Origin of the sequence: Flavobacterium sp. NKUCC04_CG (assembly GCF_019345525.1) — a bacterium.
GTDB lineage: Bacteria > Bacteroidota > Bacteroidia > Flavobacteriales > Flavobacteriaceae > Flavobacterium.
Genome location: NZ_JAHKRA010000003.1, coordinates 100,133 through 112,907 on the forward strand (window position 1 = coordinate 100,133; position 12,775 = coordinate 112,907).

The window sequence follows — 12,775 nt, forward strand, 5'->3', positions numbered from 1 at the left end:
TATGTTTAAAAAAATATTAGTAGTCGAAGATATAGACAGCATTAATTTAGGTGTTGTTGCAATGCTACAAGAGGAAACTGATGCTGAAGTATTCCATTGTAAATACTGTGACGAAGCTTGGCTAAAAATCAAAAGTGCCGTTTTAAACAACGCACCTTTTGATTTGTTAATTTCAGATTTATCTTTTGCAGCAGACCACAGAGAAACACAAATAAGCAATGGCGAAGACTTAGTAAAAACAGTAAAAGAGAAATACCCCGAAATCAAACTCATGGTATATTCAATTGAAAATCGATTTGTTACGGTAAAAAAATTAATTGACGACTACAAAATTAATGCTTTTATCAGCAAAGGCAGAAACAGTATTAACGAGCTAAAAGCTGCATTAGTCACATTGGCTACCAGCGAGAACGTTTTTCTATCTACCAATATACAAGAGGTCTACAACAACCCCGAATTAGTAGAACTACAAGAAGAAGACATCACTATATTAAAATACCTATCAGAGGGTTTAAGTCAGACTGAGATCAGTACTAATCTTAAAAAACAAGGCAGCAGTACGTCCAGTTTAAGCAGTGTTGAAAAAAAAGTAAATAAGCTAAAAATGTATTTCGACGCTAAAAACACCGTACACCTTATCAGTATATCCAAAGATTTAGGCCTAATATAATAGCTATCAGATTAAGGTTTATAATAGAAGCTATCACAACTAGAGAGCAGTATCTTCATTTTGTAAGCTTTATTTATTAAGCCTTACCTTATTTTGACCTTAGAATTCAATAAGACAATCGAACTTTAAACCTCTCAAAAGTTAAAATATCGTATTATAGCCCGAAATCAATAACAAAGCGCGCAGTAAGCACTATTAAAAAGTAAAACACCAGAGTAAAATTTTAGTTAAAAAAAACGGAACACCTAAGAAAGGAGTTCCGTTTTTCAGTTTAGCACAAATCCAAAAAATTCGTTTCGGCTTGTATTTTTTAATTTATGAGGCCGACTGCAATCGTTGCAATAGGTTTTTATTCAAAGCTTGTTCTGCATAGGCAGCATCTACGTGTAGCACGCGGATATCACTACTTGGCAACTCATACATAGCATCGGTTAATATCGCCTCGCATAACGAACGCAATCCCCTTGCTCCTAATTTGTATTCCAAAGCTTTTTCCACTATAAAATCCAAAGCTTCATCGGCTATAGTAAAATCTATCTCATCCATTTTAAACAATTTTTCATACTGTTTAATAAGCGCATTTTTAGGCTGGGTCAAAATAGCTCTTAGCGTTTCTCTATCCAAGGGATCCATATGTGTAAGCACCGGTAAACGACCGATGATTTCAGGAATCAATCCAAAATCTTTGATATCTTTTGGTGTAATGTATTGCAACAAATTTTCTTTGTCTACCAAGTCACCATCTTTAGAAGTACCATAACCTACAGCTTGAAAATTCAAACGTTTGGAAATAATCCTATCGATACCATCGAAAGCCCCACCAGCGATAAACAAGATATCCTGAGTATTGACTTCAATAAACTTTTGGTCTGGGTGTTTTCTACCTCCTTTAGGCGGTACGTTAACCACAGTTCCTTCCAATAGTTTTAATAGGGCTTGTTGCACTCCTTCACCAGAAACATCTCTCGTAATGGATGGGTTATCACTTTTACGGGCTATTTTATCTATTTCATCAATAAAAACGATCCCGCGTTCTGCTTTTTCGACATCATAATCTGCTGCCTGCAGCAACTTAGTCAATATGCCCTCTACATCTTCTCCTACATATCCTGCTTCAGTCAACACCGTAGCATCAACAATAGCCAAAGGTACATTAAGCATTCTTGCTATGGTTTTAGCTACTAAGGTTTTTCCAGTTCCCGTTTGTCCAACCATAATGATGTTGCTTTTTTCAATTTCCACATCATCATCATTATTTGCTTGTAATAGTCTTTTATAATGATTGTAAACAGCCACCGACATAACTTTTTTAGTCTGATCTTGTCCAATGACATACTCATCCAAAAAGGCGCGGATTTCTCTCGGTTTTTTTAGCAACACTTCTTGAGATAATCCATCTTGATCCGCAGTACTGTTTTCTTCTAATACAATACCATATCCCTGTTCAATACAACGATCACAAATATGCGCATCAATACCCGCTATCAGTATATTTGTTTCTGATTTTGGTCGACCACAAAATGAACATCTCATTTCCACTTTCGCCATATTATAAAATTCCTAATTTAAATTAATTATTTTTTTGAGCGCATTAAAACCTCATCAATCATTCCATATTCTTTGGCTTCTTGAGCAATCATCCAATAATCTCTTTCGCTATCTGCATGAACTTTTTCAAAAGTTTGTCCAGAGTGTTCTGAGATAATTTGATACAATTCATCTTTTAATTTTAGCATTTCGCGCAAATTGATTTCCATATCTGTAGCCACCCCTTGTGCACCTCCAGATGGTTGATGTATCATTACTCTTGAATGAGGCAAAGCCGAACGTTTTCCCTCTGCTCCTGCACACAATAGAACAGCTCCCATAGAAGCAGCCATACCGGTACAAATCGTAGCCACATCAGGCTTAATAAATTGCATCGTATCATAGATTCCCAATCCCGCATAAACACTTCCCCCTGGAGAGTTAATGTAAATACTGATATCCTTAGCATTGTCAACACTTTCTAAGAACAATAATTGTGCTTGAATAATGTTGGCAACATAATCATCAACTCCTGTACCTAGAAATATAATTCTGTCCATCATCAATCTCGAGAACACATCCATAGAAGCCACATTCATATGACGTTCTTCAATGATATATGGTGTCATGCTACCGACGATTTTATCGTAATACATACTGTTAATTCCACGATGTTTTGTGGCGAATTTCTCAAATTCTTTACCGTAGTCCATAGTAATATCTTTTTTAATTTTAAACTTTAAATACAACTGAAAAAAAAGTCTTCCTAACTATAGAAAGCCCATCAAATATAGTTATTTTTTTTCGGAAAACAGTTTCCAGCGATTTGCTTTATAATATGTTTATTAGAAAATTTTGTGTGTTTCACAAAAAATTGACAAACCTTTTTAAAGAAATCAACAGCATTCAAATTCTTGTTTAAGCAACGGCTTTTCACTTCTCTTTTCCACTTCATCTATGCTAAAAAAACGCCATATCTAAAATAGACAGGCGTTTTTTAAAACTTATGACATTTTGGAAATTATTCTCCGTACATCTCTTTAATAAAATCTTTATAAGACACCTCTTTAGTTTTAAAAGGCACTTTTTCGTTGAACAAGGCCAACATTTTATCGTTCATCACTTGCTCAGATATACGTCTAACCTCTTCTTGGTTTGACATTACTCTAGCAACAATGCTTTCAACATCAGCTTCAGAAGGCTCTAATTGTCCGAACTGTGCCATTTGTTTTTTAATCAAATCTGTTGTAAAAGCTTTAACTTCTTCAAAATTGATTTGAAGATCGTTTTCCGCAATAATTTTTCCTTCGATTAATTGGTAACGCAAACCTTTTTCAGATTTAGTATATTCTTCTTCTGCTTGCTCAGCAGTCAAAGGAGTTTCACCTGCTGTTTGCATCCATTTTTTCAAAAATGTTGCCGGCAATTCAAAACGAGTAGTTTCGATTATATGCTCAATAACATCGTTCATGAATTTTTGATCAGCTTGAGAAACAAATTGTTTTTCAGCATCTTCCTTAATTTTCACTTTCAATTCCTCCAAAGAAGTAACCGTTCCCTCTCCAAACAATTTGTCGAAAAGTTCTTGATTTAATTCTGCTTTTTCTGTAGTATTGATTTCGTTTATAGTAAAAACCACATCCACTTCTAACCCATGTACAGCATCGTGATCTACTTTTAAGAAGTCCATCAATTTGTGGTCATCATCAAAAAGTCCTTTAGTGTTTACAACAACGGTATCACCAACTTTCTTTCCAATAAATTTCTTTTGGTTTGTTTTGGTTCTAAAGGCATCCACATTAATAGTTACTTCACTATTAATACCTGCTTCTTCATTAACAAAAACCCCCGCCATATCATCACCTTCAGCAACTACTTCTTTAGAAATTAGCTTACCATATTGTTTTTGAATGTATTCCACTTGTTCGTCAAGCATGGCTTCATCCGCAACAACAGTATATTTAGTAATTTTATTTTTACTAGTTAAGTCAACTGTAAAATCAGGAGCTAATCCCAATTCGAAATCAAATTTCAATGTATCAGCTTCCCAATCGAAATTGTCTGTTACCTTTGGAAGTGGGTTCCCTAGTAAGTCCAATTTTTCTTCTGCTAAATAAGCATTTAGCTTTTCCTGCAAAACTTTATTCACTTCTTCAAACAATACTGCTTTTCCGTATTGCTTCATGATTAAGCTCATCGGTACAGCACCTTTTCTGAATCCAGGAACATTAGCATTTTTTCTATAGTTTGCCAATACCTGATCCACATTACCTTGGTAATCTTCTTTTGCAAGCTCCACAGTAACGATGGCGTTAAGAGCGTCTACATTATTTCTTGTAATATTCATTTTTGTGTTTTTTTACATACTAAAATTGGGTTGCAAAAATAATTATTTTATGCAACCCAACCAAGTTTTTAACTAATTGTATTTCAATTAATAAAAAAATTATTTTAATCTGACTGTTTTTTTTCTAAAAAACCATTGAGTATTGACTGAACAAAAGTTAAAACAATACTGAATAACAGTGCTGCCCAAAATCCATTCACATGAAATCCTCCAACAAAATAGGAGCACAACAAAATGATTACCGCGTTAATCACAAATAGAAACAATCCTAAAGTAATTAAAGTCGCGGGTAAAGTTAAAAAGACCAAAAGCGGCTTTAAAAACATATTTAACAATCCCAATACTAAGGCTGCCCATAATCCAGAGGTGAATCCGTCAACGGCAACACCCGGCAATATATTTGCTAAAAGTACCACAATTAAAGTAGTAACTAATAATCGTATTATAAATTTCATAGGCTTTGATTCTTTTAGAATTTCGTTTAATTATTGCTTGGCAACAAGGTTGGTCCAGGATAAGTTGCCGGGTTTACCAACGGAATATTTGCTTTATAATACGAATTAACCGTACGCAAAATCTCATTAGCTACAAAAGCATACCCACGAGCATTTAAATGCACCCCATCTAAGGAAAACATTACCGTACTTAAATTACTCAATCCTTTGAAATAATCAGCGGTATAAATTTGTCCATCTTCTGCTCTTAATCCAGAAACTGCCTTATTTAAAACCTCATTCATATCAACTACAGCCAAACCTTTTGAAGCTGCTGCTGCTTTGATAATATTATTAAATTCAACTGTTGCTTGTCTAGCATTAGTAATTTCATCTTTACTTAAAACCCACTCATCACTTAAAGGAACAGAAAGTCCATGGATTTTTGTTGCATCACCTCCTATAGGTTTCCCAATAATGGCTTGAGATGTAAACACTAATAAATCCTCTTTTGTCGCTTGTCTGTATGAAGGCATTCCCAAGCCAGATAAATTGGTTAAAAACTTATCTTCAATAACTACTGCATTCTTACCTGCAGTAAATTTAACTGTTCTCGCATCCACTTCTTTCTGGGTGATCATGCCCCCTCCAAGCGCAAGTAATAAACCTCCATTGTACTGTGCGTAACCGGCATTAAGCATGGCAGCAGTGCTTGCATCTAAAGGTACCGGATTATAGGGTACTGTTGTAAAATATGGAATCGCAGTCACGTCTGGAATGGTAGCTACCGCACCTTTAGCTCCTTTTGAAGTCAATTTCTCAATTATTTCCTCATAAGCGCGTTTAAAAACGGGAACGGGTGTAATATCATTTTCGCCTGTTCCTCCAACAATTCCTACTCCGCCGCTAGTAGAGTAACCCAATACGTCGTTATTCCCAATCCAATTGGTGAAAAACGTAGGATTTAAACTCATAGCATCATCCAGTACCGTTACAGCGGCTGAAGTCGCTTGACGCACAAAATACGGGTTAGCGGTTCCGGTTTGAATTCCAGCTATATTACCGTAATTCGGCAAGGTTAAATGAAATGATTTAGCCCCTGGAATCCCCATATTATTATAGGCTTTTGCCTGCAACTTGGTAACTTCAATAGTCGATACTCCTTTTAAATTTTCTGGAAGTCCGGTTGCCATATTAATGATCAATCGAGTTCCTTTTACAGCTGTACCGTTAATCAATAAACCTCCTAAATTATTAGTATCATCAGCATAACTAGGCTGGGTAAATACACCACCACCTACAACTGCAAATTGTTTAGCTAAAATGTTAGGAAAAGAATTTTCTTGTCCGCTTTTAAAAACCGTTCCGTCCATAAAACCAGCAGTTAAGGAATTCCCCAATGCCACATAGGTCGTAAAATCAGCTTCTCCTTTGCTGTAAATAGCATCATCTACTTCATTTTCGAAAGACGGCTCACAACCAGCTATGGCCATTGCCAGCACCGGAAGTATATATATATATTTATTTTTCATGATTTTTGTGGTATAAATTAAAAACTATAAGACAATCCTAAACCAGCTGAAAACACACTTGTTAAATAAGTCCCTCCAAACGATACAGCTGTACCATCTTCTATAAAATGATCGTATGAACTGTTGGTTTCGCTAAAATGAAGGTATGCTAGAGATACATCAACCCCAAGTTTTTTAGTGATTTTATAAGTAAATCCTCCGGTATAAGCTCTAGAATCATTTCTTGGCGTTTCCGGCGCAAAATAACCTTGTTGTACTGGACTTTCGTCATAATACCACCCCGCTCTTAAGGATAGTTTGTCGCAAGCGGTGTATTGCAATCCCAGACGGTAAGTACTTGAATCTTTATAGTTTCTTGCATTAACAGAACTTGGCGTACCGTTATTAAAATCAATAACTAAAGCGTCATAGGCTCTCCAATACGTTCTATTATAATCAAAGGCAAACAACCATTTATCCATTTTATAAGAGAATCCCGCAGTTAACTCTGCTGGCAAGGGCATATCTGCATTAAAAGTGGTATTGGTATAAGTCGATTGTGCAAAAGCGGGTAAATTATAGAAAGTGGCATCACCGTCTTCGGCCTCCATAACAATTTTAGAGCGGTAGTTTAAACCCATTCTAAAATCCTCCGTAAGACTTACTAAGAATCCAGCCGTATATCCCCAAGCATGTACATTTTTGGCATTTATGGTTACATTCGCTCGTTGACCGTCTTCATTAGTCATACTTCGAGTCAAGTTTCTATTAAACTCTACCGAACCATTAACGTAGATTGGTCCCCCTCCAAAACTAAAATGATCGCTTAACTTTACAGCAATTGTAGGCTGAAAATAAAAGGCTTTTAAATCTATATTATTAACTAAATGAGAACCTTGCCAATCTCTATCCCAATCAACAGCACTACCATACGGGGTATAAACAGCTAAACCGGCAGACAGCCAATCGGTAATTTTTGCAGTTCCGTAGAAATACATAGGCGTACCGACATTTCGGGTGCTATTTGTCCAATTATAAGTCTCATTCTGAAATTTCGTATCGGCTATTAAAGCAGTTGCTCCTGCAGAAAAATTGTATTTGTCTTCTAAATACACCATACCAGCTGGGTTAAAAAACATTGTTTCTGCATTCCCAATCACGGCGACTCCGGTGTGTCCCATAGCCAATTGCCTTTGTCCTTGCATACTTATACGATACCCGCCTGCAAAAGCAGATGAAGCCATAAGAGACAACAAGCTTACTGATAAAAGTTTTCTAATCATGATTTTCTAGTGTTTGCATTATTGTTACTCTCAAATTTAGTCTTTTTTACGAATTTTCCAAATTTTTTACACTATTTTTTTAAGGTGCTGTTTATTATACTGCAATTAATGCAAAAAGAGCGAAATTTTCGCTCTTTTTTTAACATTATTTGTATTAAAAATTTCTTATTATAAGAATTGTTCCACCACTTCTTGAAATTTTAAAGGATTCTCGGCATGCACCCAGTGTCCCGCATCGGGAACTTGAACTGTTATTGCCTTTGGAAAATGCTGCTTAATTAAAGACTGATCTTGTTCTAAAATATAACTGGAACGCGCTCCCTTGATAAACAAAACATCGCCTTCAAATACAGCAGCTGCAGCCAAGGCTTCACCTACAGCTTCTGGCTGTTTATTAAAAGCTTTTAGATTAAAGCGGAAGTCCAACTGCCCGGGTTCTCTCCAATAGAGGTTTTTCATCAAAAACATCCGTGTGGATGCATCGGGAATCAATGGAGTTAAAACGGATTCAACCTCTGAACGAGAAGGTTTAAGTGAAAAATCTACCGCATTGAGCGCCTCTAAAATATCTTGGTGATGTGGCGGATAGTATTTAGGTCCAATATCAACCACCAGTAGCTTAGAGACGAGTTGCGGATTTTTTACCGCAAAACTCATAGCGACTTTCCCTCCCATGGAATGCCCTAATACTATAGATTGAGAAAGTTTATTAGCCACAAAATAATCCTCTACATCAGCCACCATTAGCGCATAGGAAAATTCCTCAGAATGAAAACTCCTTCCGTGGTTTCGCATATCTAATAAATGAACCTCATAGCCCTTTTCTGCCAAATGAGTCCCAAAGCTCTTCCAATTATCCGACATACCGAGATAGCCGTGAATAATTATAAAAGGAATCCCTGTTCCTTCAATTTTAGAAAAAATCATACTTGTTATTTATTTCAATTTGTTAATATACATATTTACAACATTCTCCAAACCGAGATAGAGTGATTCCGCGATTAAAGCATGCCCAATAGAAACTTCTAAAAGTCCGGGGATTTCGCTTTTAAAAAACGCTATATTTTCCAAACTTAAGTCGTGCCCAGCATTGATTCCCAATCCCAGTTCCTGAGCTAAGTGCGCTGCTTCTACATAAGGTAAGATCCCCTTTTCGTTACCCAAGCCGTATTGATGAGCAAATTCTTCGGTATATAATTCGATTCTATCGGCACCGGTTTCCCGAGCACCTTCTATCATTTTCAAAACGGGATCGACAAAAATCGAAGTTCGAATACCTTTTAATTTACATTCAGCAATGATTTCCTTTAAGAAATCTTGATTCTTTATGGTATCCCAACCGGCGTTTGAAGTCAATGCATTAACAGCATCCGGAACCAAAGTTACTTGAGTGGGTTTTGTTTCAAAAACCAAGCCCATAAAATGATCCATTGGATTGCCCTCTATATTGTATTCTGTATAAACTACTTTTACCAAATCGCGCGCATCTTGATATTTGATATGTCGCTCATCTGGCCGAGGATGAATGGTGACACCTTGTGCACCAAATCGCTGTACATCAGCAGCCACCTTCAATAAATCCGGGACATTTCCTCCCCGAGAGTTTCTAAGTGTTGCTATTTTATTGATGTTTACAGATAATTTTGTCATGACAAATCGGTTTTAAAAACAAAAATACAAAGTATAATGAAGCAGTATTGGTTTATTTTTGATTATTTTGCACGGTATTAAAGCGCATAACCATGAACGATGTTATCAAACCAACCCTATGCCAACAACCCCCTTTTGAGTTTCAAACTTCAATTGAAGCTGCAACACTATTTATGAAGCTTCATTCCTTGTCACATTATGCGATTGTTGAACAGGGTATTTACAAGGGCAATGTACTACTAGAAGATCTTTTGGAAATGGATTCTTCGGAAAAACTGGAGGTACTCCGACACGATTTGGATTTGTTTTTCACTACGGAAAACGCCAATTCCTTCGACATTTTGGAAATCTGTTCCAAAAACGACAGCAATATGGTTCCCATCATTGATAATCAAAAGGCCTATTTGGGTTATTTTCACTTTAGCGATTTAATCGATTTTTTCTCTACAGCCCCGTTTTTCTCAGAAAAAGGAGTAAGCTTAACCATTGAAAAAAACAGTCAAAAGTATAGTTTTTCAGAAATAACGCAAATAGTCGAGAGTAACTATTCTCGTCTATTAGGTGTTTTTATCTCTAAAATTGATAATGAAATGACAGAAATCATTTTAAAAATTAATTCCGAAAACATCAACGAAGTCATTCAAGCCTTTCGCAGGCACGATTACGAAGTGCTTTCTAAGCACTTAGAAGACGAATATACCACTGAATTGCAAGAACGGTCGAACTATTTAAACAAATACCTCAATCTATAAAAAACAAATTGCCCTTCAACAAGTATTGCATTCAATTAAGAACCAAAGCGCAGTAAACGAAAACATTAACATTAAATTTGTCTGCGTTTTCGACTCTATAAAAAACCGTTAACATCGAAGTGACGACATTGAGGTTTTAAACAAAAATATAAGCTATTTATGAAATTTGCCATCTACGGACAAAGTTGCCAAACCATTACTAAGGATATTATCCATCGCATGATGGGTGTTTTAGAAGAACATCATTCTACGGTAGTTTTTGAAGACCGATATTACCAACTGCTTTTAGAAAACAAGATTCTAGAAGACCACTATGAAACCTTTAGCGAAAAAAGAGACTTGGATCAATCCTATCATTTTTTTATCGGTATTGGAGGTGATGGAACTTTGCTACGTGCAGCCAACTTTGTAAAGAGCAATAACATTCCCATTCTCGGTATTAACGCCGGACGATTAGGATTTTTGGCCAATGTGCAACAAGATGCAATTGAAGACCTACTCCCCTTGTTGTTTAGCAATCAATTTAAATTGTCTCGCAGATCGTTACTCAGTCTCGATTGCGAACCCGACCAATGCGATATCTTTGAAATGAATTTTGCATTAAATGAGATTACAGTATCTCGAAAAGACACTACTTCGATGATTACGATTGAGACGTATCTCAACGACGATTATTTGGCTTCCTATTGGGCAGACGGTTTAATCATATCTACACCTACGGGATCTACGGGCTACTCACTGAGCTGCGGAGGCCCAATTATAACTCCAGAAACAGCTTGTCTTATTATTACGCCCATTGCACCCCATAATTTAAATGTGCGTCCTTTAGTAATCAGTGACGATACCCGAATAAAACTAAAAGTATCCAGTAGAGAACCACAGTTTTTGGTTTCCTTAGATTCGGGAACCAAAGCCGTTGCCAATGAAACGGAAATCACCATCTCCAAAGCGCCTTTTACTATAAATATGGTAGAATTTCCGGAACAATTATTCTTAAAAACACTGAGAAATAAATTACTTTGGGGAGAGGATAAAAGAAATTGATTATTTTTTTATACTTTTCAACATTAAAAATCGTTTTAGAAAAACATCGTAAATAAAAAAAACACACATTAAAAATGGTTATCACGATTTTTAAAACTCTATATTAGTATATTTGCAACCTATTTTAACAAAATGACCCGAACTCTAACAACTTTTTTAATGCTTTTTTGCATTAGCACCATAAGCGCTCAAATACATGAAGTTGGTATCAGCTTTGGCGGCGCCAATTACGTAGGTGATGTAGGGTCTACTCAATATATAGCTCCAAAAGAATTGGGCTATGGTATTGTTTACCGCTGGAATAGGAGTCCCAGACATTCCTTTAGATTTAGTTATACTCAATTAAAGATAGCTGCGGATGACGCAAAATCGGATATGGGTAGCAGGAAAGAGCGAGGATATGCCTTTAAAAACAACATAAAGGAGATTTCTTTAGGAATGGAATTTAATTTTTTTGAATTTGACCTTCACGAACCGGGCTTTGCCGCAACCCCTTATTTATACAGTGGGCTGGCAGGCTTTCAATACGACGAGTTTCATTTTAAAAAAGGGAAATTATATGAAGATGGCACCAATAAATCCTTAGCTATTCCAATAGTTGCAGGATTTAAGGCTCGACTAGGCCAACGATTAATTATCAGTGCCGAAGTGGGTGCTCGATATACCTTTACGGATAATTTGGACGGTAGCGCCGCAAGTGACACTGAATTTGAATCCTATAATTTCGGAAAAAAGAACAACAAAGATTGGTACTTTTACAGCGGCCTAACTTTGACCTATACATTCGGAAAAAACCCTTGTTATTGCACACCTTAATGAATTTGATTGAACAAATAAATCCCGCATTACTTCCCAATCACCTTGCTATCATAATGGACGGCAACGGTCGATGGGCTAAGCAAAAAGGACTACTCAGAGTTATCGGCCACGAAAATGGCGCAAAAAGTGTTCGCACCACAGTAGAAACCTGCGCTAAGTTGGGGATTCAAAACCTAACCCTATATGCGTTTTCTACCGAAAACTGGAATAGACCTAGGCTTGAAGTAGACTCACTAATGAAACTATTGGTAAAATCTCTAAAAAAAGAGCTGAAGACTTTCACAAAAAACGAAATTTCTCTAAATGCTATTGGCAATCTTTCCAGTTTACCTATGTCCGTTCAAAACGAACTTTTCGAGGTAATTGAAAAAACGAAAGACAATGGAAAAATGACCCTAACTCTAGCTTTGAGCTATGGTTCAAGAGAAGAAATAATCAATGCCACCAAACAAATATGTGATAAAGTTAAAAATAATATAATTTCAATAGCCAATATTGATGAATCAATTATTAATGAGCATCTTTACACGCATAATTTACCCGACGTAGACCTTGTAATCAGGACTAGCGGCGAACAGCGTATCAGCAATTTCTTACTTTGGCAAATTGCATACGCTGAATTTTATTTTACAGAAGTGCTTTGGCCAGACTTTACAGAAGTACATCTTTGCCAAGCCCTGTTAAGTTATCAAAATAGAGAACGAAGATTTGGAAAAACAAGTGAACAAATTAAATAAT

Annotated in this window: 13 protein-coding genes; 5 read left to right on the plus strand and 8 right to left on the minus strand. The window is 36.2% G+C overall.

Going from position 1 to position 12,775, the window contains the following annotated elements; all coding sequences use genetic code 11:
• The first annotated feature begins 1 nt into the window (after position 1).
• Positions 2-670: a DNA-binding response regulator gene (locus KO524_RS03320; RefSeq protein ID WP_219290010.1), complete on the plus strand. Its 669-nt coding sequence runs from the start codon at positions 2-4 to the stop codon at positions 668-670.
• A gap of 315 nt (positions 671-985) precedes the next feature.
• Here KO524_RS03320 and clpX read toward each other — a convergent pair whose 3' ends face one another.
• The 8 genes from clpX to KO524_RS03360 all read right to left on the minus strand — a co-directional run bounded on the left by clpX (position 986) and on the right by KO524_RS03360 (position 9,422).
• Positions 986-2,218: an ATP-dependent Clp protease ATP-binding subunit ClpX gene (gene clpX / locus KO524_RS03325; protein WP_219290013.1), complete on the minus strand. Its 1,233-nt coding sequence runs from the start codon at positions 2,216-2,218 to the stop codon at positions 986-988.
• Between the two features lie 26 nt (positions 2,219-2,244).
• Positions 2,245-2,910, minus strand: a complete 666-nt coding sequence (clpP, locus tag KO524_RS03330) for an ATP-dependent Clp endopeptidase proteolytic subunit ClpP (RefSeq protein ID WP_219290016.1) — start codon at positions 2,908-2,910, stop codon at positions 2,245-2,247.
• Positions 2,911-3,218: 308 nt separating this feature from the next.
• Positions 3,219-4,544 (minus strand): trigger factor, encoded by a 1,326-nt coding sequence (gene tig / locus KO524_RS03335; protein WP_219290019.1) that lies wholly within the window; start codon positions 4,542-4,544, stop codon positions 3,219-3,221.
• 104 nt (positions 4,545-4,648) lie between these two features.
• Positions 4,649-4,999 (minus strand): phage holin family protein, encoded by a 351-nt coding sequence (locus tag KO524_RS03340; RefSeq protein ID WP_219290022.1) that lies wholly within the window; start codon positions 4,997-4,999, stop codon positions 4,649-4,651.
• 26 nt (positions 5,000-5,025) lie between these two features.
• Positions 5,026-6,510, minus strand: coding sequence for a G-D-S-L family lipolytic protein (locus KO524_RS03345; protein ID WP_219290025.1), 1,485 nt, complete (start codon positions 6,508-6,510; stop codon positions 5,026-5,028).
• A 17-nt stretch (positions 6,511-6,527) separates the two neighbouring features.
• Entirely contained in the window at positions 6,528-7,772 is a 1,245-nt protein-coding gene (locus KO524_RS03350; RefSeq protein WP_219290028.1) for an OmpP1/FadL family transporter, read from the minus strand.
• A gap of 168 nt (positions 7,773-7,940) precedes the next feature.
• The gene (locus KO524_RS03355) at positions 7,941-8,699 is read right to left on the minus strand and encodes an alpha/beta fold hydrolase (protein WP_219290031.1); all 759 of its coding nucleotides are present in this window, start codon (positions 8,697-8,699) and stop codon (positions 7,941-7,943) included.
• Positions 8,700-8,708: 9 nt separating this feature from the next.
• Entirely contained in the window at positions 8,709-9,422 is a 714-nt protein-coding gene (locus tag KO524_RS03360; protein ID WP_219290034.1) for a pyridoxine 5'-phosphate synthase, read from the minus strand.
• 92 nt (positions 9,423-9,514) lie between these two features.
• Between KO524_RS03360 and KO524_RS03365 the strand changes: the two genes are divergently transcribed.
• The 4 genes from KO524_RS03365 (at position 9,515) to KO524_RS03380 (ending at position 12,774) form a co-directional block, all read left to right on the plus strand.
• A complete protein-coding gene (locus tag KO524_RS03365) occupies positions 9,515-10,174 on the plus strand; it encodes an acetoin utilization protein acuB (RefSeq protein ID WP_219290038.1) in 660 nt (219 codons plus the stop codon).
• A 159-nt stretch (positions 10,175-10,333) separates the two neighbouring features.
• On the plus strand, positions 10,334-11,218 hold the full coding sequence (locus KO524_RS03370) for an NAD kinase (protein ID WP_219290041.1): 885 nt from the start codon (positions 10,334-10,336) through the stop codon (positions 11,216-11,218).
• Positions 11,219-11,350: 132 nt separating this feature from the next.
• A complete protein-coding gene (locus KO524_RS03375; protein ID WP_219290045.1) occupies positions 11,351-12,034 on the plus strand; it encodes a DUF6089 family protein in 684 nt (227 codons plus the stop codon).
• Positions 12,034-12,774, plus strand: a complete 741-nt coding sequence (locus tag KO524_RS03380; RefSeq protein WP_219290048.1) for an isoprenyl transferase — start codon at positions 12,034-12,036, stop codon at positions 12,772-12,774. Before KO524_RS03375 ends, KO524_RS03380 begins: the two co-directional genes overlap by 1 nt.
• Position 12,775 lies beyond the last annotated feature (1 nt).